The sequence below is a fragment of the Lentzea nigeriaca genome (genome assembly GCF_016907955.1).
GTDB lineage: Bacteria > Actinomycetota > Actinomycetes > Mycobacteriales > Pseudonocardiaceae > Lentzea > Lentzea nigeriaca.
This window is the reverse complement of sequence record NZ_JAFBCX010000003.1, coordinates 16,890-40,840: the sequence shown is the minus strand read 5'-3', so window position 1 is coordinate 40,840 and position 23,951 is coordinate 16,890. Positions and strand designations below refer to the sequence as shown.

Below are 23,951 nucleotides of genomic sequence, written 5' to 3'. Positions count from 1 at the left end.
GATGGATGTCGGTTCAGGGGTGAAAAGCGTTGACACACTTCGGGTTCGGTGTCGGACCTCGGTGATCGAGAGCGGTTTTGGACGCCTCAGGCCTGCTTTCTCATGGTTCACAAGAGTTGCCAATCGGCGATCGCCTACCTGCTCGAACGGAGATGTTAGCGCTAACATTGGTAATTGCCGACCTGAATCGGTGGAGTTGTGACCGACGAAGTCCCTGCCCTGATCATCAGGCGCGACACGGCGTCCGGTTTCACAGAAGTGCTGCTCCAGTAACGATACTTGCGGCGCACGGGCGTTCCGGGTGCGGACATCGTGTCCCCCGAATCGAGGTATTGGGCTTCTCGCCGTCGCCTGTTAGCGTTAACGTGCCCTGCGTTCGATCAGTGCTTCGGAGTCCACAATGGACACAACTCGCACATCGCAGATGGGGAGTGATCAGCATCGAGACTTCACGCGTTGGGAGCCGGAATGTCCTGCGCGGCGTCCTGGCCACCGGTGTGCTCGTGGGTTCAATGGTGATAGGTGTACAGCAGGCGAGCGCCGCGAACCCGATCATCCCCGACCGTTTCGTCGCGGACCCGTCCGCACACGTGTTCAACGGACGGGTGCACCTCTACCTCACCGATGACCAGACCAACAGCGGCACGTACTGGGACTCGAAGTCGTGGCGGTCCTACTCGTCGTCGAACCTGGTGGACTGGACCGACCACGGCGACATCTTCTCGATCTCCGGCTTCTCCTGGGCGAGCCAGTACGCGTGGGCGCCCGGCGCGACGGAGCGCAACGGCCGCTACTACCTCTACCTCCCCGTGGACCGCACCAAGATCGGTGTGGCGGTCTCGTCCTCGCCGCAGGGCCCGTTCACCGACGCGCGGGGCAGCGCGCTGGTGGACAAGGCCAGGGACGCCAACACCGGCGAGGAACCCATCGACCCGATGATCTTCACCGACGACGACGGGTCGTCCTACATGTACTTCGGCACGCGCACACCGAAGGTGGTCCGGCTGGGCGCGGACATGGTGTCCACGACGGGGCCGATCATGGACGTCGGCCTGTCCGGTGCGACCAAGTACGGCGAGGCGCCGCACCTGCACAAGGTCGGCGACACCTACTACTTCTCGTACTCGACCGGCTGGCCGGGCCAGATCCACTACGCCACCGGCACGTCACCGGTGGGCCCGTTCACCTACCGCGGCGTGCTCCTGGACTACGTCAACGTCAACACCAACCACCACTCGCTGTTCCAGTACGAGGGCCAGTGGTACGTGGCGTACCACAAGAACGCGCGCGAGGGCGGTGGCAACCACAAGAGGTCGGTCGTCATGGATCGGCTCTTCCACAACCCCGACGGCACGATCCGCACGGTGACGCAGACCGCGGGCGGCGTGGGACCGTTCGCCACTTTCACCGCCCAGCACAGCGGCCTGCGGCTGGACACCTCGGGATCGGAGGTCCAGCAGGCGACCGCGTCGGCCGCGGAGTCCCAGCAGTGGCAGCTCCGCGCGAAGCCGGGCGGCTATGTCGAGGTCGTCAACCGCGCCACCGGCTCATGCCTGGACGTGTCCGGCGGTTCGGCCGCGAACGGCGCGAGTGTGCTGCAGTGGCGCTGCCACGGAGGCGCCAACCAGCAGTGGACCGTGCGCACCGTCGACGCGACCACCGTGTCATTGGTCAACCGCGCCAGCGGCAAGTGCCTCGACGTCCCCTCGTCCAGCACGACCAGCGGGACCCGGCTCATCCAGTGGACCTGCACGGGCAGCACGAACCAGCGCTGGCGTCAGGCGTCGGCCTGAAACCGAGGACAGCACCGTGGACTTCACCAGACGACAGTTCGGCCGGCTCGCCGCGGCCGGCACCGGGGCGCTCGTCCTGCCGGGCCTGCTGCCACCGGGAACGGCGGCGGCAGCCGTACCTTCGGCCGGGACGTGGGGCGACCAGGGTGACGGCACGTACGTCAACCCGATCATCCCGGCCGACCTCAGCGACTGGGACTGCATCCGGGTCGGCACCGACTACTACGGCATCACCAGCACGTTCGGATACTCGCCCGGCATGGCCGTCCTGCACTCGACGGACCTGGTCGACTGGCGGACGCTCGGCGGCGCGGTCGATGACGTCACCCGCATCGGTCCGGAGCTGAACTGGGACCGGATGAACCGCTACGGCCGTGGCGTGTGGGCCGGGTCCATCCGCCACCACGCGGGGCGGTTCTGGGTGTACTTCAACACGCCCGACGAAGGTTTCTTCATGACGTCGGCCCCGTCGCCGACCGGGCCGTGGGAGCCGTTGCACGCACTGTGGCGAACCTCCGGCTGGAACGACGTGTGCCCGTTCTGGGATGACGACGGCCAGGGCTACCTGGTCACCACCAACTACGCGGACGCCTACAAGGTGCACCTGTTCAAGCTGTCCGCGGACGGCAGGTCACTGGTCGGTCCGTCCACGGTCATCCACCAGTCGCGGGGCAGCGAGGCCAACAAGCTGTACAAGATCGACGGCACCTACTACCACCTCTTCAGCGAGGTGAAGTCCGAGGGCCGCGTGGTCATGATGAACCGAGGCAGCAGCCTCACCGGCCCGTTCGAGACCAGGCAGTTGCAGCACGTCTCCCGTTCGGTGGACCGGGAACCCAACCAGGGCGGGCTGATTCAGGCACCCAACGGCGCCTGGCACTGGGTGACCCACCACGGGACCGGGGCCTGGGAGGGACGCGTGCTGTCGCTGCTGCCGGTGACCTGGGTGGACGGCTGGCCGATCCTGGGTGAGGTGGGCGCGGACGGCATCGGCAACATGGTGTGGACGGGCCGCGTGCCTCCCGGCGGCACGCCCGGTCTGCCGGTCGACGCGCTGCCCGCCGTGGTGACCAGCGACCTGTTCACCGACACGCGCCTCAAACCGCAGTGGGAGTGGCACTACCAGCCACGTGCGGACCAATGGTCACTGACCGAACGCCCCGGTTTCCTGCGGCTGAAGGCGTTCGCACCGTTGGTGGCCGACAACCTGACCAAAGCCGGGAACACGCTCACCCAACGGGTGCTGCGCACGGCAGGCGGCGCGACGGTCACCGTCCGGCTCGAACTGGCCGGCCTCGCCGACGGCCAGCACGCCGGGCTGTGCCACTACGCGGCGACCTATGCGGGGCTGGGTGTCCGCCGTTCCGGGACCACGACCACGATCGCGCACAACGTCGGCGGCACCGTGACCAGCGGCCCGGTGATCACGCAGAACGTCGTGTGGCTGCGCACTTCGTGGGACGTCAACGGGGTCAGCCAGTTCTCCTACAGCCTCGACGGGAGCACGTTCACCTCGTTCGGCGGCACCTACCAGCTCACCTGGGGCGGTTACCGCGGTGACCGGGTCGGCCTCTACACCTACAACCCCAACGGCACCGGCCACGTCGACGTGGACTCCGTGCACTACACCATCGCGCCCACCAGGGCGTACAAGTTCGTCAGCGCGCGCAGCGGCAAGGTCGCCGACGTTGCCCGCGCGTCGAAGGCCGACGGTGCCGCCGTGATTCAGTGGCCCGACACCGGTGCCGTCAACCAGAAGTGGGCCTTTCAGTCCACAGTGGACGGCTACCGCACGATTGCGTGCCTCGCCAGCGGCAAGGTGCTCGACGTGGCTGGATCCTCGTCGGCGGACGGCGCGCGGGTCGTGCAGGCGACCGCCGACGGCCGGGCGAGTCAGCAGTGGCAGTTGCGCCCGCAGCCCGGCGGCGAGTTCCTCGTGGTCAACCGCCACAGCGGCAAGGTGCTCGATGTGAGCGGCGGCAGCACGGCCGACGGTGTCGCACTGATCCAGTATCGCGACACCGGAGGTTCCAACCAGCGGTGGATCTTCCATCGCGTCGCCGACTAGGAACTGGTTCCCCAAGACTGGAGTGTCAATGACGACATCAGGGACGACATCGGGAATGTCCCGCCGGGGTTTTCTGGCAGCCACCGGCATCGCGGCGGCCTCGGCCGCGGTACCGGGTCTGACGGGCCTCTCGCCGCTGGCTCACGCGGCGGACCCGCAAAGCGACCTGGCGAACCTGGTCAACCTGCGGTTCGGCATGTTCAACCACTTCAACCTCGGCACCTTCACCAACGAGGAGTGGGCGGCGGGCGGTCAGAGCCCGGCGAAGTTCGCTCCGTCCTCTGTGGACTGCGCGCAGTGGGCGGCGGCCGCTGCCGCCGCGAAGATGAGCTACGGCGTGCTCACCACCAAGCACCACGACGGCTTCTCTCTGTGGCCCACGGCGTTCGGTACGCAGAACGTGGCCTACTCGGGCTACCGGCAGGACGTCGTGCGCCAGTACGTCGACGCGTTTCGTGCCAAGGGCCTACGGGTCGGGCTGTACTACTCGGTCTGGGACCGCACTCACACCGTCCAGGCCTACAACGGCACTCACGTCAAGGATCCGTACCAGGCCATCGAGCCGGGCGACATGACCGTGGTGCTCGGCCAGATCCGCGAGCTGCTGACCAACTACGGCACGATCGACGTGTTCGTCACCGACGGCTACGCCTGGCAGATGGGCCAGCAGCAGATCTCCTACCAGGAGGTCCGCAACCTGGTGAAGTCGTTGCAACCGAACTGCGTCATGGTCGACCACGGCGCCCTGTCGCAGCCCTGGCTCGGCGACGCGATCTACTTCGAGGCCCCGATGGGCATCCGGGCACCGGAGGGGAACACGTTCGCGGCCATTCAGGGCGAGACGATCAGCAGGGGCTGGTTCTGGCACCCGCACACGGCAACGGACGCACCACGTAGCCGTGACGCCATCCTGGCCGACCTCAGGGAACTGGAGCCCAAGTACACCTCGTACCTGTTGAACTGCCCGCCCAACCGCCAGGGCAGGCTCGACACCAACATCGTCAACCGGCTCGCCGAGGTCGGCGCGGCCTGGAGCCCGAACCCCTCGCGCGCGCCGCTGCCCGCCCAGCCGCTGCGGGTCGAGTGGCCGGTGAACGCGGTGGCGGCCTACGCCTCGTCCTACAACCCCGGCGAGTTCGCCTACCACGCGATCGACAACCGCAGCGACCGCAACGTCGAGACGTGCTGGTCGACCTGGGGCGGCGGTCGCACGCTGCCGCAGACGATCACGATCGACCTCGGCGGGGTGTGGAGCAACGTCTCCACGCTCGAGTACCTGCCGAAGCAGTGGAACCGCACCAACTCCACCGACGGCGACATCACCGCTGCCACCATCGCCACCAGCACCGACGGCGTCACCTTCACCACGGTGGCCACCGTGAACTGGGCCGCGAACGGCCGGGTCAAACTCGCCGAGTGGACCAACCGGAACGTCGGCTTCGTGCGCCTCCACGTCACGGCCGCCACCGGTGGCTACGTCAACGTCGGCGGTGTGCACGTCGGAGGCCGGAGCGCCCGCCCCCAGCTGGTGTCGCGCTTCCCGGTGGCGAACACGGTCTACCGCATCGAGTCCCGGGCCAGCGGCAAGGTGCTCGACGTGCGGAACTCCGGCACGGCCGACAACACCCCGGTGCAGCAATGGCCGTGGCTGAACAACGCGTGCCAGAAGTGGACCTTCATCTCCACCGGGGACGGGTACTTCAAGATCCGCGACCAGAACAGCGGCAAGCTGCTGGAGGTCGGTGGCCGGTCCCGGGCCAACGGCGGAACCATGAACATCTGGGGTGACTCGAACGTCTTCCAGCAGCACTGGGCCGTCACGCCGGTCGACGGCGACCACTTCATCCTCACCAACCGCCTCAGCCAGCGAGTGCTCCAGGTCCCCGGAGCATCCACTGTGGACGGCACCGTCCTCGACCAGTGGGACCACACCGGCGAGGGTCACCAGCAGTGGCGGTTGGTCCGGTCCTGACGGGAGTCCGTCCACACCTGGCCCCTTGGTGAGCGGTATCTGTGGTGTGGGATCGGCGCGTCAACACCCACCGCGAGCCCTGTTGCGACGAGGCGGCAGTCAGCGGGCCGGAGAAGTCGCACCGTGATCGTTTCCGTTCGCGCCCTGCCGGTTTCTTGATGTGCAGCCGCCACACCGTGCCCGAAGGACCTTCGGGCACGGTGTGGCTTCACCGTGAGACGGCCGAATCAACTCGTCACGCGGAACGTGGCGTCGCTGCGGCTGGTCGCGGTGGTGATCGGGTCGAGCCGCAACTGGTACGCGTAGTGCCGGAGGTAGCGGTCGGGGTAGTTGTACGACTGGAAGGACGACCAGGTCGCGTCGGCGAGCCCGGCGACCTGCCGGAAGGTGGCATCCGCCGCGAACTGGGCGGTGCCGTCGTTGTAGGCCAGCTGGAAGTCGAACCCGAAGTGCCGCAGGAAGTATCCGGGGTAGTCCACCGACTCGAAGGACACGGTGCCGGAGCCTGCCAGGCCGTTCCTCAGCCGGAACTGGGACTCGTCGACGGGGCTGACGTTCGCGTCGATGCGCACGTCCATGTTGGTGTTCCTTACGTACCTGTCCTGGAAGTTGTACGACTGAAGCCGCTTGGGCGGGGTGTTGGGCCAGCGCGCGAGCACGCGGCTCTCCTCGGCGGCCGTGAGCGTCGTGATCGCGCCGTGGCGCTTCGCGGTGCCGCCCATGTCGTAGTTTTCCGGAGCCTGCAGCCGGTAGGCGCCGACGTCGAACGGGTTGGTCGTGAGGATCGGCCGGTACTCGCGCACGCCGTTCGTGCCGAGGTGGTCGATGTAGAGGGCCCACTCGTCGCGGTCGCGGAACTTCATCCACACCGGGCCCTCGACCACGTTGCCGGTGAGGCCGATGCTGGAGAGGGTGCCGAGTGTGGTCCACGTGCCGAGGATGGAGTTGCTGCCCTCGACGGTGTTCTGGCCGTCGCCGGAGACGCGCACGTAGCGGTACTGGCCGCCGCCGGGCACCTCGGTCATCTGGGTGTCGACGATCGGGGTGGTGCCGGGCGGGTCGATCCAGACCTGCGGGGTGGTGATGGTGCGGAAGTCCTTGGTGCGGGCGGCGTAGATGCGGTACTTGAACACGCCGTTCACCGTGGCGTTCGTCGCCCAGTACAGGACGTAGTCGCCTGTCTCCGGGTTCCAGATCGCCTCCGGTGCCCACGCGTTGCGCCCGCCGGGGATCGCGCCGGCGACGTTGATCAGCCGCGGCTGCGACCAGGTGACCAGGTCCGTCGACTCCCACACCACGAAGCTGGGGCTGCCGTTGGTGTACGTGGAGCCGCAGCGGATGCACAGGTCGGTCGCGATGATCCAGTACTTGCTCCCGTCGGGAGAGCGCACCAGTGCGGGGTCGCGCACGCCCTTCGTGCCGACCGTGGAGCGCAGGACCGTGCCTCCGCCGTTGAGGTCGTTCCAGTGCAGGCCGTCCGTGCTGTGCGCGAGGTAAAGCCGTTGACCGGTAGCGGAATCGCCGGTGAAGTGCACCATCAGGTAGCCGGGGTCGGCAGCGGCAGCCCGCTTGGGTGTGACGACGACCTGGGAGGTGAAGAGCAGGGCGACGGCGACACAGATCGCTGCCAGCCGGGGGAGACGAGTGCGTAACACGTGCTTTCCCTTCTACCCGGTCACGCGGAACGTCGCGTCGCCGCGGCCCGTCGCGGTGGTGATCGGGTCGAGTCGCAGTTGGTAGGCGTAGTGCCGGATGTAGCGGTCGGGGTAGTTGTAGGACTGGAAGGAACTCCACGACGACGACGCCAGCCCTGGGACCTGGCGGAAGGTCGCGTCGGCCTGGAACCGCGCCGTGCCGTCGTAGGGCGCGAGCACGAAGTCGTAGTTCTGGTGCCGCAGGTAGTAGCCGGGGTAGTTCAAAGACTGGAACGACACGGCCGAGGAGTCCGCCAGGCCGGGCATGATCCGGAACTGGGAGTCCTCGATCCGGCTGACGTTCGCGTCGATGCGCACGTCGAAGTTGGCGTGGCGGACGTAGCGGTCGGGGAAGTTGAACGACTGCAGGCGGTTGGCCGGTGTGGTCGTGCCCCACTTGGCCAGCACCCGGCTCTCCTCGGCGGCGGTCAGGTTGAGGACGGAGCCGTGGCGCTTGCGCGCGGTGCCGAGGCTGTAGTCGGAGAGCCTCCGGAAGTTCTGCGTGCTGCTCAGGTCGGTGGAGGCGATGGGCAGATAGCCGTCGCCGCCGGCGTTGTCGAGCCACAGTGCCCATTCGTCGCGGTTGTTGAACCGCATCCACATGGGACCTTCGACCTGGCCGGCGGTGAGGCCAAGGTGGGACAGGTTGCCGACGGTGGTCCAGGAGCCGAGGATCGAGTTGCTGCCCTCGATGGTGATCTGGCTGTCCTTGGATGCCCGGTAGTAGCGGAAGCCGCTGACGTCGCGCGACGACTCGACGATCTGGGTGTCGATGATGTGCTGCGTGCCTGACCGCTCGATGTAGACCTGCGGTGCGGTGATCGTGCGGAAGTCCCTGGTGCGCACGTAGTGGATGCGGTGCTTCCGGACGCCGTCGATGGTGGCGTTGGTGGCCCAATAAAGGACGTAGTCGCCGGAGACCGGGTCGTGGATCGCTTCGGGTGCCCAGGCGTCGCCCGCGGTCGGGATGCCGCCCGCGACGTCCAGCAGTCGTGGAGCGGACCAGTTGACCAGGTCGGTGGACTCCCACACGACGAGCGACGTGCTGCCGTTGTTGGACGCGTCGCTCCACGACCTGCCGCTGCCGGACATGCGCAGGTCGGTTGCGATGATCCAGTACCGGTCACCGGCGGAGGAGCGGACGATCGCGGGATCGCGCACGCCGCGATCGCCCACAGTGGACAGCAATACGGGCGCGCCGTTGTTCAGCTCGGTCCAGTGCAGGCCGTCTTTGCTGTGGGTGAAGTAGATCTGCTCGCCGTTCGCGTGCTCGCCGGTGAAGTGCGCCATGAGGTAACCGGTGAACGGGTCGGCGGCCGAAGCCCGGTCCACGGCGACGAGGACGTGGGCGGTGAGCATCAGCAACGCCGTGACCAGGGCCGCGCCTACACGCGACGATGTTCGTTGCACGGTTCGACTCCTCCGGTCAGAGGTGGGGACGATCGGGCGATGGTGCGTCGCTCGGGAACCCCGGCGTGGTGATCGTGCGCCGGTGCGTGTGGAAGGCGTGACTTCCCGGAAATCGGGGGAAGGAGCCTAATGTCCTCTGTGGACAGAAAGCCGGTGTGGCGAGGGTGCGATGCGCTGAACCTGCTCGGTACGGTAGGCGAGCTCGGTCGCGGCGACGGTGCAACACGTTGATGCCATGTCTGCGTACTCCCTGCGTCGTTGCAGCGGCAGCTCCGAGCCGCCAATTGTTAGCGTTAACATTTGGCGGCTGAGCTAAATGACAACATGGCGATGATCGGGAGTCAATGGGCTGTTTCAGCGAGATGCTGCTGTGTGAGCGATAACAGGAAGACTGCTCGCTTTTGTGCGGGCGGCGGCTTCCGTTGCGCGGTAACACGTTCTGGGAAGGCCCACGCCGCGATCGAACCGAGGCCGACGATCACGCAGTGTAGGAGATGCCCTGGCGGTAGAAGCGGTTCCGGTCGACGTCGCGGGCGTGGCGAGGACCAGGGCGCCGTCGGTGGAGAACGGTGAGACGTCGACGGGTCCGCGACGACGGCGTCGCGGACCTCGATCTGAACGTGCTCTCCCGCGCCGACGGCGACAAGCGGTGGTCGAACTCGGCGATCGCCGCTACGAGCGGCTCGGCGGTCCCACAGCGACACCTGGGTGAAGCCCTGGCGCGGTACCCGTCAGCAGTGCGCCCGTCTCCGGCCTGTGCCGGCACCCCGCCAACTGGCCGGAATCGCAATGAGTCCGAAGTGGACGCTCTCGACGACGAGTGCGACAACCGAGGTGCCCACGACGATCCGGCCGGACCTGCCGGCCCGACGGGCTCGGTCCACTGTGGCCGGTCAGGCGCGGCTGATCATCTTGGCGGCGAGGCGGAAGCCTCGGCGCGGGGTGATGTGGGGCAGGTGGGCGCGGCTGACCGCGTTCGCGATGGGAGCGCGGCGGCCGGGCTGGAGCTGCGCCCTGAACGCGAACAGCGAGCTTAACCCGTAGACCTGTTCCATCACCTGTCCGGGGCACCGCAGGGAAGAGCTCGACGCGTTGTTCCAGCACGAGGTGAACGTGGGGTTGTGGGTGAACACCCGCCCGCTGTACGCGCTGTGCTTCTACGACCTCGACCTGTTCGACGGTGACGTGATCGTCACGATGGTGAAGGCCCACTCGCAGATCTGGATGACCGGCGTGCTCGTCGACACCCCGTACCACCAGCGGCCCGCGGCCTGACCAGGAAGCGCTTACCTGAGCTCTCCCGGGGTACTCGGCCACGCATGCAGAAGACCGTTGTGCTCGGTCTGCTCGCCGATCCAGGGCTGGCCACCGACATCGTGGAGGACCTCGCGGAAGACCTGCCGCAGCGGCTGTGCCGTGACGTGGACGGCGATGTGGAGTGGCGAGTGGTGTCTGTTTGCGACCAGTTCGCCGCCGACGAGCATGGCACCGTGCGGCACGTCGTGCAGGCCGTGCGCGATCAGGTCGTCGAGGAGCGCTGTGACCTCTGGGTGTGCCTGACGGACCTGCCACGCAGGGCCGGCACCGACCCGGTGGTGGCCGACGCCAGCGCCGACGACGGGCTGGCTGTGGCGTCACTTCCGGCACTCGGCGGCTGGGGCCTGCACCGGAAGACCGGGGACGTGGTCAGTGCGGTCGTCGCCGAGCTCACCGACCGTGAAGCCCCGATGAAACGGCTCGCCCGGCGGGTGGACTCACCCACCGACGACACCGGTGTGCGGTTCGTGGCACCCGGTCTGCGCGGCCGGTTGCGGCTGCTCGCGGGCATGGTCAGGGCGAATCGGCCGTGGAGGCTCGCGATGGGGCTGTCCAGCATGCTCGTCGCCGCGTTCGGCACGGGCGCGTACACGTTGATCAGCCCGACCATGTGGATGCTCGGCACCCACTCGAGCGTGGTCAGGCTGGTGGCGGCGATGCTGTTGTCGATCGCGGCCATGGTGGTGTGGCTGATCCTCAGCCACAAACTGTGGGAGCGCCCGTCCGACGTGGTCGGGAAGGAACGTGCGCGGTTGTACAACATCACCACCGTTCTCACCCTGGTGCTGGGGATCTCCACCCTGTACCTGGCGTTGCTCGTGGTGGTGCTCGCGGCCGGCGCACTCGTTCTCGAACCGTCCGTGATGGCGCAGCAGGTCGGCCATCCGCTGACCATCGGTGACCACCTCGGCCTGGCGTGGCTCGCCGCGTCGGTCGCGACCGTGGCCGGTGCGTTGGGTGCGCGGCTGGAGAGCGACGAGGCGGTGCGCAACGCCGCCTATGGCTACCGCCAGCAGGAGCGCCGCGAGAAGCTCCAGAAGTGACCCCTGCGGGCCTACCGCCTGCCGGGCAATTCCGCCTCGCGGACCGAAGCGCCGCAAGCGTTCGGTGCGGGACCGTCTTCACCTCGAAGGTCCGCTGGAGGTGAGCATGGTGGTTCCCGTCACCGTGGCGAAGATGATCAGGGTTCGGTGATTCATCTGAGCGGGGAGATCGATGCGTCCACTGTGGACCTGCTGGCCCGCGCGATCGAGCCGCGTCTGGACATCTCGAACGCCACGATCGTGGTGGACCTGAGCGAAGTCACGTTCCCGGGAACGGCCGGCTTGAGGGCGCTCGCACGGGCCGAGCAACACGCGAGCCGGATCGGGTCGAAGCTCTATCTGGTCAGCGCGACCAAGGCTGCCCAGCGGCCCCTGGCGATGCTGAACCTGTTGCGTGTGTGACTCACCTGGCCCCGAACACGGGTGCTGTCAAGGCTTGAGCACGACCTTCTCGCAGTCGTCCTGCTTGTTCTTGAAGATCTCGCGTTCGACCTCTTGCAGCGCGTCGCTGGGCTGGATGTCGCACGTGTCGGCACCCATGCGATCCCCACTCGAGACCGCCACGGACGTCCGCGCGTCGAGGCTGATGATCTCGATGACTGGCCCGCAGCCGCCTCGTCAGCTCTGGCTCAGGTCGAAACTTCCCAAACAATCCATGCCTCACCGGCGGTGAAGCTGCTGCTGGCGATCACGGTGGCGATGCGGTTAGGGTCCCCGGTCGAGCGAGAGATGTCTCAGAACGGCATCGCTCACGACACGACGAGGTAACGGATGCTGAAGCGAGTTTCGCTTGCCCTGGCAGTAGTGGTGACCGCATCACTGGCCACGCTTGTGCTGGCACACAGTGATGCCAACGTCAGCACGGTCGCCGTGAGCTGCCTCACCACGGGCAACGGTCAGGTGTCGCCCAGGGCCGGTCGCCACTGCACGCCGACCACGACTCCCACCAGCGAGACCTCGTCCACGACGGCACCGACCACGACCGCCTCGTCGACCAGTACGACGAGCAGCGCCACGACGACTGTCGCGCCACCAGCTCAGGTGACGGCCCCGTCATCTCCGGTGACCACGACCGCGACCACCGCGCCGGGTGGCTGGTGGCACCCGAAGCCCGGGTTGACGTGGCAGTGGCAGCTGAGCGGGACCGTGGACCTGTCCGTCGCGGCAGACGTCTTCGACATCGACTACCAGAACCCGCAGGCGGCCGATCTGGTCGGCAAGCTGCACGCCCAAGGCAAGCACGCGGTCTGCTACCTGGAGACCGGCGGCTGGGAGAACTACCGGCCGGACGCCGGCGCCTACCCGGCCTCCGTCCTGGGTGCGTCGATGTCCGGTTGGCCGTCGGAGCGCTACGTCGACGTGCGCCAGCGGTCGGTGCTCGAGCCGATTCTGAAGGCGCGGTTCAAGCAGTGTGCCGATGCCCACTTCGACGCCGTGGAGACCGATATCGACGACACGCACGTCGAGAAGACTGGCTTCCCGCTGACCGAGCAGGACCTCAAGGCGTTCAACACCTGGGTGGCCGAGGACATTCACGCGCTGGGCATGGCGTGGCTGCTGAAGAACGGCATCACCGGCGACTCGTTCCTCACCGACATGCTGCCCGTCGCCGACGGCACGGTGAACGAGCAGTGCTGGCAGTACAACGAATGCGCCGCCGTCAAGCCGTTCATCGCGGCCGGGAAGCCGGTGTTCAACGCCGAGTACAACCTCGACCCGTCGGCGTTCTGCCCGGCGGCGAACACGGCCGGTTTCTCCTCGATCCGCAAGAACGTCGACCTCGGCGCCTGGCTGGTCGAGTGCCGGTGATCCGCCCTTCTGGACCTCTGTCGTCGAGACGCAACGAGTCGCAACAGGACTGAACAGGCAAACACGTCGATGGGGCCATCTTCGGAAGTTGTCCCGAGAACGGTCCAATCGTGGCCCGTCAGGTCTGGTCGGTTCACCAACTCCTCGACCAGGTTCTGTGCCAGGCGCAGTTTCTCCGCGTCACTCGACATGTGAATCACCCGCCGCGGATTCGCGGGACAGGTTCGCGAGGAGCGAGGTGGCAACGGCGATGAGAGCGGCAGCAAGGAGTACTGGCGGCATCGAGGCGACCCGCTGCCCGCCAGCCGCTCGGCTCGCCCAGGCGTCACGTCCCCGCTGGTTCCGCGTGGCCGGTTGTGGGCTGCTTGTCGTAACGTCCGTGGCTGTAACGGGTGTGCGGCGGGCTCCGAAGTAGACACCAGTCTGCCGTTGAGGAGGTCGTCGTGTCGGTTGCCGAGAACATCGCGACGGTGCGCCGCTTCTACACGGCGGGACCGGCCGACGACGACACGTTGCGGCACTCGTTCGCGCGTCCTGATGTCGTGTGGCACGTGCCCGGCGACAACCCGGTGTCCGGGCGGTACGAGGGGCAAGCCGCGGTCTTCGAGGCCATTCCGAAGGCGATGCGGCCGCTCGACGAGTGGACCATCCGGGTCGACGACGTCATGGGCAACGCCGACCTCGTCGTCGCGACGTTCCACGTGGTCGCCAGGCGCGGCGACACAAAGGTGGAGACGTCCGGCGCGCACGTCTTCCGGTTCGACGACAGCGGCCTGGTCGCGGAGGCTTGGGGGTTCGCGGGGGACCAGTCCGGACTGGACGCCGTGTTCACGGCCTGACAACCCGGCGGCGGGATGTCCCAACCCGGCCGTGAGAGGCGGCGGGCGTGGATCCCGCGGCGTCGCAGTCTGGACGGCGACGCCCGATCAGCACGCCTGGCCGCTGACAGCCGTAGTTCTCACTCCCCGCTCCGAAGGTGCTTTCAGCCGCCTCCACCGCCTCGTCGACGAGGTTTTGAGCAAGCTGAAGTCGGAATCGTCGACCGTCCATCGCCCAGGGCGCTCTACACGCAGTCGCACGATCTGGTGTGATCACGCGGCCGTGAGGCGACAGGCACCTCACGGCCGCGGATGATCAGCAGTGGTCGAAGCGGTAGGCGGAGTCGTCCGGCCCGACCAGGTAGTGGTCACGCAACGTCGTGGTGCGCGGGGTGGCCGGGTCCTTGCAGACGTCCTTGAACGTGCCGCGCAGGTTGTCGGTGTACTCGATGTCCATCACGTTCGAGCCGTAGACCTTCGAGTAGGCCGAGCACTCCTTCCAGCGGTGGCACTCCTCGGAGACGGCGAAGTCGAAACCGACCTCCGAGCGGGCCTGAGAGGCCTGCTCGGGGGAGTTCTTCTGCCCGATCGCGAGGTTGCGGCTGTGCGTGCGGTCGGCGAGCAGCTTGGCGTAGGCCAGGTTGTTGCTCACCGTCAGCTTGCCGCCCGACCGCGAGAAGGAGTCGAGGTTGTCGATTTCGACGGCCTTGAAGCCCTTGGTCGCGCATTGGTCGATGACGGTGCCCATGATGCCGGCGAGCTCCGTGCGCTTGGCGGCCGTGGAGGTGTCGACCAGGTACTCGCCCGGCCAGTCCGGGTCCTCGACCGGCTTGCCGGAGGAGTCCTTGAGCAGCAGGTGCTTGCGCTGGTTCAGCCAGACGTTCTTCTCGGAGGGCTGTGTCTGGAACCCGTTGACGTAACAGATGCTGTACATGCCGGCCACGGGCGAGGCGGTGCTGTCGCGGGTCACGAGCGTGACGCCCGCCGGCGGCGTGTAGGCGGCGCCGAGCTGGTAGTCGAGCACCGCGCCGACAGGGGGAAGGGTCACTGCCGCGGCGGACTGGCTGCTCGCGGACGACGACCCGACGCAGGCCGCCAAGGCGGCCGCGGTCAGCGCAGCCGAGGCGAGAGTGCGCGCAGGGAAGCTCATCTAGCTCCTTGATCGCTCAGAAGTGGTGATTGAGTGTGAGCGACAGTACCGATGGGAACGCGCCCATGCCAACATTCGATCTCAATCGGTCACGTGGCTTGCTTGTTTGAGCGATTTCGGCTTAGTGTGCCCGACCACAGAGCAGCACTCACCAGGGAGTCGACATGGCACACGGCCGAGGACTGAGCCGCCGCGCGGTGCTGACGATGGGCGCCACCCTCGTCATGACAGCCGCCTGCGGCACAGGTTCCGGCGCGGACGGCAAGGCGAAGGTGTGGCACGGCTACACCGAAGACGAAGCCTCCGCACTCGACAAGCTCGCCGCGCGCTGGAACTCCACGCATCCGCAGCAGCAGGTCGAGCTGGTGTTCAACGGTGGCAACGACAACGCCCTGCAGAAGACGCTGGCGTCGTTCGCGTCGGGCAACCCACCCGAGGCCGCCTACCAGTACGGCTCTTCGATCACGGGGCTGACCGACCGTCCGCAGACGCAGGACCTCACCGACCTCTTACGCGGTGACAAGGATTTCGACTGGGACGATCTGTTCGCCGCGGGACGTGAGGCCGCGACGGTGAACGGGAAGATCTACGGCGTCCCGGCGCTCGTGGACAACCTGTCGCTCGTCTACAACAAGAAGCTGTTCGACCAAGCCAAGATCTCCTACCCGACCGCAACGTGGACGTGGGAGGACTTCCGGACGGCCGCGAAGAAGCTCACCGCGGACGGACGGTTCGGCTGGGCATACGTCAACGATGGCAGCGAGGACACGGTGTGGCGCTTCCTCGCCCTGCTCTGGCAGGCGGGCGGCGATCTCCTCTCGAAGGACGGCAAGAAGGCCGCGTTCGCCTCGGAGGCAGGCAAGCAGGCCATGCAGCTGTTGCGGGACATGTCCGTGACGGACAAGTCGGTGTACCTGGATCAAGGCGACCAGCAGTACCTCAACCTCTTCAACTCCGGACGAATCGGGATGCTGTGGACGGGACCATGGGACCTTGGGAACCTCAACAAGGACGTGTCCTACGGCGTCCAGATCCTGCCGGGCAAGGTCACCCACGCGACGATCGCGGGACCGGACACGTTCGTGGTGTTCGGGGAGAAGGGCCGCAAGGACGCGCTGCCGTTCCTGAAGTGGCTGCTTTCCCCGGAAGTCCACCTGGAGTTCGCGATGGACACCGGTCACCTGCCGATCCGGCAGTCCGAAGTGGACCTGGCGGGCTACGCGGAGTTCGAGGCGAAGTACCCGGGTACCAACGTTTTCGTGGAGAACTTGGCGAAGAACGTCACGAAGTCACGGCCGAACATCCCGCAGTACCCGAAGATCTCGCAGGTGCTCGGCACCGCCGTGCAGTCGGTCCTGCTCGGCATGACCGAGCCGGAGGCGGCACTCGGCCAGGCGCGCAACGAGGTAGATCAGGCGCTGGCGGGTTCATGACGCTGGACAGGCGCAAGCTCGCCGACCACACCGCCGGGTGGGGGTTCGCGGCGCCCGCCGTGATCCTGATCGGCGCCTTCGGCCTCGTGCCGGTGGTGTGGTCGTTCTTGCTGTCCTTCCAGCGCACCGACCTCACCTCGCCGGGGACGTTCATCGGTGGCGACAACTACGCGAAACTCGTCGCCGATCCGCTGTTCTGGGACGCGGCTCGGCGCACCCTCGTCTACGTGGCGCTGTTCGTGCCGATCACGCTCGTGCTCGCGCTGCCGATCGCGGTGATGCTCAACCAGAAGATCCGCGGTGTCCTGCTGTACCGGCTCGCCGTGTCCGTGCCGCTCGTGACCTCGACGGTCGCGACCGGCATCATGTTCAACTGGCTCGCGAACCCGCAGTTCGGCCTGGTCAACGCCGCGCTGGACGCGGTGGGCCTGCCGAAGCAGGGCTTCTTCACCGATCCTGGCCAGGCGTTGTACGTCGTGGTGGCGATGACGGTGTGGGGCTGGCTCGGTTTCGCCGTCATCATCTACCTGGCCGCGTTGCAGAACGTGCCGAAGGACCTGCTCGAAGCGTCCTCTCTGGACGGTTGCGGGCGGGTCCGGTCGTTCTGGCACGTCGAACTGCCCCTGGTGGCGCCCGCCACGGGATTCCTGCTGGTGTGGCTCACGATCAACGGCCTGCAGCTCTTCGACGCCGTCTACGTGACGACCAAGGGCGGCCCACTGCGCGCGACGACAGTGCTCGTCTACCACCTCTACAACGAGGCGTTCGTGAGCTTCGACGGTGGCTACGCGGCCGCGATCGGCTGCGCGGTGTTCCTGGTGATCGGCGTGTTCACGCTCGTCCAGCTGCGGTTCAACCGCCGCACGTCCCACTTCGAGGTCCGATGAGAAGGCCCAGCGCGCTGCACCTGATCCTGCTGCCGCTCTCCGTGGTCATGGTGACGCCACTGGTCTGGATGCTGCTCGTGTCGGTGTCCACGCAGGAGGAGTCGCGGCGGTTCCCTCCCGGTCTGCCGAGCGGGATCGAGTGGGAGAACTACCTCGCGGCGATGCGGGACGCACCACTGGGATCGTGGCTGACCAACAGTTTCGTGGTGTCTGTCGTCTGCGTCGTGGGAAACCTGCTGCTGTGCTCGTTCGCGGGCTACGCCTTCGCGCGCATCCCGTTCTTCGGCAGCAAAGTCGCGTTCTTCCTCATGCTCGCGACGCTGATGGTGCCGTTCCAGATCGTCATGCTGCCGTTGCTGATCATGATGCGATCACTGGGCCTGGTCGACACTCTCGGAGCGTTGATCGCGCCGAATCTGGCGACGGCGTTCGGCGTCTTCCTGATGCGGCAGTTCTTCACCACGTTGCCCCGTGAGCTGGAGGAGGCTGCGAGGATCGACGGCGCCAGCAGGCTGCGGACGTTGCTGCAGGTGCTGCTGCCATTGATGCGGCCCACCCTTGCGACCCTCGCCGTGCTCACGTTCCTGCAGACCTGGAACGACTTCCTGTGGCCGTTGCTCGCCGTGCAGAGTCCGGGCACGATGACGGTCCAAATCGGACTGCAGAGCTTCCAGGGCGCGCACACCACGAACTGGCCCAAGCTCATGGCCGGCACGGTGCTGAGCCAGCTGCCCGTCCTGCTCGTCTTCTTCTTCGCCCAGCGCTTCTTCGTGCGGTCGGTCGCCGCCGCGGGCATCAAATGACTGAACAACCAAAGGAATACGCCATGCACACCAGTTCCGCCGCGCAGCTGCACACCACCGCCGAGATCGCCTCACAACCAGACTGCTGGCGCCGGGCGATCACGCTGGCAGAAGAGCCGGAGGTCGTCGCGGCCCTGCCCGCGGCCGGTGAACGCGTCGCCGTGATCGGCTGCGGCACGTCGTGGTTCATGGCTCAGGCCTACGCCCGGCTGCGTGAGGACGCGGGCCTGGGGGAGACGGACGCCTTCGCCGCGTCGGAGTTCCCGTTCGGCCGCAAGTACGACCGCGTGGTAGCGCTGTCGAGGTCGGGCACGACCACCGAGGTGATCGACGTCCTGCGCAAGCTGCGGTCGAACGTGCCCACGACGGCCGTGATCGGCGCGCCCGGCACGCCCGTGACCGAGCTGGCAGACCAGGTCGTCCCGCTGGAGTTCGCGGACGAGCGCTCGGTCGTGCAGACGCGGTTCGCCACGACCGCGCTCGTGCTACTGCGCGCCCACCTCGGCGAGTCTTTGGAGCGCGTGGTCCTCGACGCGGAACAGGCGCTGTTCGAGCCGTTGGCGGCCGATCTCGCGAGGAGCGAGCAGTTCACGTTCCTCGGCGGCACGGCCTGGACCACCGGTCTCGCCGCCGAGGCCGCGCTGAAGATGCGCGAGGCGTCGCTGAGCTGGGCCGAGTCGTACCCGGCCGCCGAGTACCGGCACGGCCCGATCGCGATCACCGACGAGGGCTCGCTGGTCTGGGTGTTCGGCACCCCGCCCGTGGGCCTGGACCTCGACGTCGCCGCCGTCGGAGGCCGGTGGGTCGCACGGGACAGGGACCCGCTCGCCGAGCTCGTGGCGGTGCACCGGCTCGCCGTCGAGGTGGCGCAGCTGCGGGGACTCGACCCCGACACGCCGCGCAACCTCACCAGGTCGGTCATCCTCGACGGCACGCCGTGAAGGTCCTGACCGTCACCCTCAACGCGGCGCTCGACGTCACCTACCGCGTCGGCGCGGTGCAGCCGGGATCCACTCATCGGGTCACCGACGTCGCGGTGCGCGCGGGTGGCAAGGGCGTGAACGTGGCGCGGGTGCTGCGCGAGCTCGGCGTGCCGGTGCTCGCGACGGGACTGGCGGGAGGCGCGGCAGGGGCCGCGCTGTGTGACGACCTGACGCGATCCGGTGTGCCTCAGGCGATGTTCGCGATCGAGGGGGAGACCCGGCGCACTGTCACCGTGGTGTCCGGGTCGGGTGAGGCGACGCTGTTCGCCGAACCGGGCCCTGTCGTCACTCCAGAGGAGTGGAACGACTTTCTCCGCCACTTCGCCGCACTGGACGCTGATGTCGTCGTGCTGTCGGGATCTCTGCCGCGGGGACTCCCGGTGGACGCCTACGCGACGCTGGTCCGTGCCTCCGCGGCACCGGTCGTGCTGGACGCGGACGGACCTGCGCTGGCCAGGGGAGCGGCGGCCGCGCCTGCCGTGATCACCCCGAACCGGGCCGAGCTGGCCGCGGCGTCCACTGTGGACGATCCGCTGGCGCTCGGCGCCGAGGCCGCGCTCGTCTCGGACGGCGCGCGTGGCATGACCGCGTACACGTCGGACGGCGTGTGGACGGCGGCTCCACCGGAGGTGCTCTCGGGCAATCCGACCGGTGCCGGTGACGCCGCGGTGGCCGCCCTGGTCGCGGCGTGGCACCTGCCGTGGCCGCGGCGGCTCGCCGAGGCGGTGGCGCTGTCGGCGGCCGCGGTGCGTGCGCCGCTCGCGGGCGACTTCGACCGCGCTTTCTACGACGAGCACAGGGCGTCCGTCGCGCCCAGACGACTTTCCGGGGACTAGAACAATGCCATTGGTCCAGCTTCGCGAGCTGATCGACGGGCCCGCGCAGGTGCCCGCGTTCAACGTGATCCAGGTCGAGCACGCCGAGGCGATCGCCGCCGCGGCCGAGGAAACAGGCGCCCCCGTGGTGCTGCAGATCAGCGAGAACGCGGTGCTCTACCACGGCTCGCTGCGGCCGATCGGCGTCGCCGTGCTGTCCGTCGCCGCCACGGCTCGCACGCCGATCGCGGTGCATCTCGACCACGCCACGTCCGAGGGTCTCGTGCAGGAGGCCGTTCGGATCGGGTTCGGGTCGGTGATGTTCGACGCCTCCGCGCTGCCGCACGGTGAGAACATCGCGCGCACTGCCGAGGTCGTGCGTCGCTGCCACGAAGCCGGTGTCGGTGTCGAGGCGGAGCTCGGCGAGATCGGCGGCAAGGACGGCGTGCACGCACCGGGTGCGCGCACCGACCCGGACGACGCGGCGGCCTACGTCGCCGCGACAGGAGTGGACTTCCTCGCCGTCGCGGTGGGCTCGTCGCACGCGATGCTGACCCGCGACGCCGAGCTCGACTTCGAGCTGATCTCGTTGCTGCACAAGAAGGTGCCGGTGCCGTTGGTGCTGCACGGTTCGTCCGGTGTCGCCGACGAGCACCTCGCGTCCGCCGTGCGGGCCGGCATGTGGAAGATCAACATCGCCACGCAGCTCAACAAGCACTTCACGGCGGGTGTGCGGACCGTGCTCGACGACGACCCGACGCTCGTCGATCCCCGGCGCTACCTCGGCGCCGGTCGTGAGGCCATGTCCGCCGAGGTCGCTCGGCTCATCCGGGTTCTGGAAGGCTGATCAATGTTCACCATCGCGTTCGTGGGCGCGGGTTCCGTCGAGTTCACCCGTCAGCTGCTCCGCGACGTCCTTTCGTTCCCGGAACTCGCCGACTGCAAGATCTCGTTGCACGACATCGATGCCGAACGGCTGGAGGTCGCGGCCGCGCTCGCCGGGCTGGCCGGTGCCAAGAGGGTGCGCACGTCGCTGTCGCGCTGTGAAGCGCTGGAGGACGCGGACGTCGTCGTCAACATGGTGGCGATCGGCGGGCACACGGCGACGCTGACGGACTTCGACGTGCCCGAGTCGTTCGGGCTGCGCCAGACCATCGGCGACACGCTCGGCATCGGCGGCATCTTCCGCGGCCTGCGCACGTTCCCGTTCCTGGAACAGCTCGCGGCCGACATGCTCGCCGTGTGCCCGGACGCCTGGTTGCTCAACTACACCAACCCGATGGCCATGAACATACAGTACCTGGCGACCATCGCGCCGCGGCTGAAGGCGGTCGGCCTGTGTCACTCGGTGTACTGGACGATCCACGACCTCAGCGCGCTGGTCGGGGTTCCGCACGACGAGGTGGACTTCCTGTCGGCGGGGGTGAACCACCAGGCCTGGATCCTGCGCTGGCAGCACGAGGGCCGCGACCTGTACCCGGCGCTCGACGCCGCGATCGCCGCCGACCAGGAACTGGCCCGGCGGGTGCGGGTGGACCTGTACCGCAGGTTCGGCCGCTATCCGACGGAGACGAGCGAGCACTCGTCCGAGTACGTGCCGTGGTACCTACGGCATCAGTCCGAAGTGGAGCGACTGCGCATCCCGGTCCGTGACTACACGACGATCAGCGCGGAGAACATCGCCACGTACGAGAAGACCCGTGACGCCCTGGCCGCCGGAGACGCGCCGCCGCCGCTGACCGAGGACGCCGTCGAGTACGCCCCGCAGGTGATCCACAGCCTGGTGACCGGCCGTAAGCGCACGATCCAGGTCAACGTCGCGAACCACGGCCTGATCTCCAACCTGCCCGAGGGCGCCGCCGTCGAGGTGCCCGCGACGCTCGACCGGCTCGGCGTGCACCCGCACCGCGTGGGTGCGTTGCCGCGTCAGCTCGCCGCGCTGAACCGCGGCTTCCTCAACGTGGTCGACCTGACCGTGGCGGCCGCGGTCGAGGGCGACCCGGACCACATCCGGCACGCGGCCCTGTGTGATCCGGCCACCGCGGCGACGTTGCGGGTCGACCAGATCGACGACCTCGTCGCGGCGATGAGGGCCGCGCACGGCGACCTCCTGCCCGTCGCGCTGCGGAGTGCCTGATGCTGGACCTTCTCGTGATCGGCGACGCGAACCCGGACGTGCTCCTCTTCGGCGCCCCCGGCACTCCCGCCTACGGGCAGGCGGAAACGCTGGTGGAGCAGGGAATTCTCGCGCTCGGCGGCTCGGCGGCGATCGTCGCGCACGGTGCAGCGCGGCTGGGCCTTGCGGTCGGTTTCGCGGCGATGGTCGGCAGGGACGCCGCCGGCGACTTCGTGCTGGACGAACTGAAATCCGCGGGTGTGGACATCAGCGCGTGCGTCCGGCACGAGTCGCTGCCGACGGCGTTGACCGTCTGCCTCAACCGGGACGACGGGGACCGCGCGATCCTGACGGCGCAGGGTTGCCTGGCCGCGTTCGGTCCCGAGCACGTTCCCGACGTCGCGGCACGGCACCTGCACGCGGCCTCGTACTTCCTGCAGCCCCGCCTCGCCGCCGGCCTGCCCGAGTTGTTCCGGTCGGCGCGCGGTGACGGTGTCAGCACTTCGCTCGACACCAACGACGACCCGTCCGGTGCCTGGAACCTGCCGCTGGCCCTGGTGTCGCGGTGCACGTTCCTGCTGCCCAACCAGGACGAGGCGATGGCACTGACCGGCACCGCCGACCCGTTGCCCGTGCTCGCGGCCGCGGGCTGCGTTCCGGTCGTCAAGACGGGCAAGGACGGCTGCGTGACGTTGTCGGGCGGGGAACGGATCACCGCTCGCCCGCCCGTGCTGGCACCCGTGGACACCGTCGGCGCTGGTGACTCGTTCGACGCGGGGTTCCTCGCGGGGTGGCTGGAGAGCGGGGACCTCGCCGCCGCCCTGGCGCTCGGTGCCGCCGCGGGTGCGCTGTCCACGCGCGGAGCCGGCGGAGTGGCCACGCAGCCGACCCTGGCCGAGGCGGCGGCACTCGCCGAGCGTGTAGAGATAACGCGCAACTAGTTGCGCGTTTGACGGCCAAAATATCCCAAAGCGAGCACCCTTCGTGCGTTATACTGATCGGATGCGTCAAGAGCAACGACTTGCTGCGATTCTGGGCAAGCTCGCGGACACGGGCTCGGTCACGGTGACCGGCCTCGCGGACGACCTCGGCACGTCGGTCGCCTCGATCCGCCGCGACCTTCAGGCGCTGGAGGAGCAAAAGCTGCTCAAACGGACCCACGGCGGCGCGGTGGCGGTCGAGGTCATCTACGAACTGCCGCTGCGCTACCGCGTTGGCCGCCGCGAGGAGAAACGCCAGATCGCCGAGGCCGCCGCCCAGCTGTTGACCGAGTCCGTCCACTCGGTCGGCTTCAACGGCGGCACGACGACCACCGAACTGGCCCGCCTGCTGGCGACCACGAGGTCGTTGAAGGTCGTGACGAACGCCCTCAACATCGCCTCGGACCTCTGTTCCCGCCCGACCGTCGACCTGGTGGTCACCGGCGGCGGTGTCCGCCCGGAAAGCTACGAGCTGGTCGGCCCGATCGCCGACCGCGCACTGGCCGGCATCAGCCTGGACCTCGTGTTCCTGGGTGTGGACGGCATCGACGCCCGTGGCGGCATCACCACGCACGACGAGGTGGAAGCCCAGACCGACAACTGCCTGCTGCGCACGGCCCACCGCGTGGTCGTGCTCGCGGATGGCTCCAAAGTGGGCAAACGCGCCTTCTCCCGCATCGCCGCGATCAGCGAGGTGCACATGGTGATCACCGACTCGTCGGCCCCTTCCGACGAGCTGGACCGGCTGCGGGCGGCGGGCGTCGAGGTCGTCGTCGCCTGACCGCGAGAACCGCGTTCTTCGTCGCGATATCGCGGCCCCTGCCCACGATCGAGGACAGCCTCGGCTCCACGTCGCGGCC

The 23,951-nt window shown here is 68.0% G+C and carries 21 protein-coding genes; 17 read left to right on the top strand and 4 right to left on the bottom strand.

The window, feature by feature from the left end; all coding sequences use genetic code 11:
• Positions 1-512: 512 nt before the first annotated feature.
• Genes JOD27_RS11190 through JOD27_RS11180 form a run of 3 tightly spaced genes read left to right on the top strand, consistent with a single transcriptional unit; the run spans position 513 to position 5,833 of the window.
• Positions 513-1,793 (top strand): family 43 glycosylhydrolase, encoded by a 1,281-nt coding sequence (locus tag JOD27_RS11190; protein WP_204762116.1) that lies wholly within the window; start codon positions 513-515, stop codon positions 1,791-1,793.
• 16 nt (positions 1,794-1,809) lie between these two features.
• On the top strand, positions 1,810-3,861 hold the full coding sequence (locus JOD27_RS11185; protein ID WP_204762115.1) for a family 43 glycosylhydrolase: 2,052 nt from the start codon (positions 1,810-1,812) through the stop codon (positions 3,859-3,861).
• 28 nt (positions 3,862-3,889) lie between these two features.
• A complete protein-coding gene (locus JOD27_RS11180; protein WP_204762114.1) occupies positions 3,890-5,833 on the top strand; it encodes an alpha-L-fucosidase in 1,944 nt (647 codons plus the stop codon).
• Between the two features lie 227 nt (positions 5,834-6,060).
• Here JOD27_RS11180 and JOD27_RS46540 read toward each other — a convergent pair whose 3' ends face one another.
• The 3 genes from JOD27_RS46540 to JOD27_RS11165 form a co-directional block, all read right to left on the bottom strand.
• Positions 6,061-7,488 carry a glycoside hydrolase family 43 protein gene (locus JOD27_RS46540; protein WP_204762113.1) on the bottom strand — a complete coding sequence of 476 codons (1,428 nt, stop codon included), beginning with the start codon at positions 7,486-7,488 and terminating at the stop codon, positions 6,061-6,063.
• A gap of 12 nt (positions 7,489-7,500) precedes the next feature.
• On the bottom strand, positions 7,501-8,937 hold the full coding sequence (locus tag JOD27_RS46535; RefSeq protein ID WP_204762112.1) for a glycoside hydrolase family 43 protein: 1,437 nt from the start codon (positions 8,935-8,937) through the stop codon (positions 7,501-7,503).
• 893 nt (positions 8,938-9,830) lie between these two features.
• Positions 9,831-9,992 (bottom strand): hypothetical protein, encoded by a 162-nt coding sequence (locus JOD27_RS11165; protein WP_204762111.1) that lies wholly within the window; start codon positions 9,990-9,992, stop codon positions 9,831-9,833.
• A gap of 58 nt (positions 9,993-10,050) precedes the next feature.
• Here JOD27_RS11165 and JOD27_RS11160 point away from each other — a divergent pair, with 58 nt between their 5' ends.
• The 5 genes from JOD27_RS11160 (at position 10,051) to JOD27_RS11140 (ending at position 13,945) form a co-directional block, all read left to right on the top strand.
• Positions 10,051-10,212 (top strand): hypothetical protein, encoded by a 162-nt coding sequence (locus JOD27_RS11160; RefSeq protein ID WP_204762110.1) that lies wholly within the window; start codon positions 10,051-10,053, stop codon positions 10,210-10,212.
• Between the two features lie 44 nt (positions 10,213-10,256).
• On the top strand, positions 10,257-11,297 hold the full coding sequence (locus tag JOD27_RS11155) for a glycosyltransferase family protein (RefSeq protein WP_204762109.1): 1,041 nt from the start codon (positions 10,257-10,259) through the stop codon (positions 11,295-11,297).
• A gap of 3 nt (positions 11,298-11,300) precedes the next feature.
• Positions 11,301-11,699, top strand: a complete 399-nt coding sequence (locus JOD27_RS47410; protein WP_504739938.1) for an STAS domain-containing protein — start codon at positions 11,301-11,303, stop codon at positions 11,697-11,699.
• Between the two features lie 660 nt (positions 11,700-12,359).
• Positions 12,360-13,106: an endo alpha-1,4 polygalactosaminidase gene (locus JOD27_RS11145; RefSeq protein ID WP_204762107.1), complete on the top strand. Its 747-nt coding sequence runs from the start codon at positions 12,360-12,362 to the stop codon at positions 13,104-13,106.
• Positions 13,107-13,549: 443 nt separating this feature from the next.
• Positions 13,550-13,945, top strand: a complete 396-nt coding sequence (locus tag JOD27_RS11140; protein WP_204762106.1) for a nuclear transport factor 2 family protein — start codon at positions 13,550-13,552, stop codon at positions 13,943-13,945.
• A 295-nt stretch (positions 13,946-14,240) separates the two neighbouring features.
• On the opposite strand, the gene JOD27_RS11135 is transcribed toward JOD27_RS11140, so the two are convergent.
• Entirely contained in the window at positions 14,241-15,074 is an 834-nt protein-coding gene (locus JOD27_RS11135) for an endo alpha-1,4 polygalactosaminidase (RefSeq protein WP_204762105.1), read from the bottom strand.
• Between the two features lie 164 nt (positions 15,075-15,238).
• Here JOD27_RS11135 and JOD27_RS11130 point away from each other — a divergent pair, with 164 nt between their 5' ends.
• The 9 genes from JOD27_RS11130 (at position 15,239) to JOD27_RS11090 (ending at position 23,872) form a co-directional block, all read left to right on the top strand.
• The gene (locus JOD27_RS11130; protein ID WP_204762104.1) at positions 15,239-16,507 is read left to right on the top strand and encodes an ABC transporter substrate-binding protein; all 1,269 of its coding nucleotides are present in this window, start codon (positions 15,239-15,241) and stop codon (positions 16,505-16,507) included.
• Complete coding sequence (locus tag JOD27_RS11125) at positions 16,504-17,394, top strand: carbohydrate ABC transporter permease (protein ID WP_204762103.1); 891 nt, start codon at positions 16,504-16,506, stop codon at positions 17,392-17,394. Before JOD27_RS11130 ends, JOD27_RS11125 begins: the two co-directional genes overlap by 4 nt.
• Positions 17,391-18,197: a carbohydrate ABC transporter permease gene (locus tag JOD27_RS11120; protein WP_204762102.1), complete on the top strand. Its 807-nt coding sequence runs from the start codon at positions 17,391-17,393 to the stop codon at positions 18,195-18,197. The genes JOD27_RS11125 and JOD27_RS11120 overlap by 4 nt, the downstream gene beginning before the upstream one ends.
• A 23-nt stretch (positions 18,198-18,220) precedes the next feature.
• The gene (locus tag JOD27_RS11115) at positions 18,221-19,138 is read left to right on the top strand and encodes an SIS domain-containing protein (protein WP_204762101.1); all 918 of its coding nucleotides are present in this window, start codon (positions 18,221-18,223) and stop codon (positions 19,136-19,138) included.
• Complete coding sequence (locus tag JOD27_RS11110) at positions 19,135-20,016, top strand: 1-phosphofructokinase family hexose kinase (protein ID WP_204762100.1); 882 nt, start codon at positions 19,135-19,137, stop codon at positions 20,014-20,016. Before JOD27_RS11115 ends, JOD27_RS11110 begins: the two co-directional genes overlap by 4 nt.
• Positions 20,017-20,020: 4 nt before the next feature.
• Complete coding sequence (locus tag JOD27_RS11105) at positions 20,021-20,842, top strand: class II fructose-bisphosphate aldolase (RefSeq protein WP_204762099.1); 822 nt, start codon at positions 20,021-20,023, stop codon at positions 20,840-20,842.
• Between the two features lie 3 nt (positions 20,843-20,845).
• Entirely contained in the window at positions 20,846-22,132 is a 1,287-nt protein-coding gene (gene melA / locus JOD27_RS11100; RefSeq protein ID WP_204762098.1) for an alpha-galactosidase, read from the top strand.
• A complete protein-coding gene (locus tag JOD27_RS11095) occupies positions 22,132-23,052 on the top strand; it encodes a carbohydrate kinase family protein (RefSeq protein ID WP_204762097.1) in 921 nt (306 codons plus the stop codon). The genes melA and JOD27_RS11095 overlap by 1 nt, the downstream gene beginning before the upstream one ends.
• Before the next feature lie 61 nt (positions 23,053-23,113).
• Positions 23,114-23,872: a DeoR/GlpR family DNA-binding transcription regulator gene (locus JOD27_RS11090; protein WP_204762096.1), complete on the top strand. Its 759-nt coding sequence runs from the start codon at positions 23,114-23,116 to the stop codon at positions 23,870-23,872.
• The last annotated feature ends 79 nt before the right edge of the window (positions 23,873-23,951 follow it).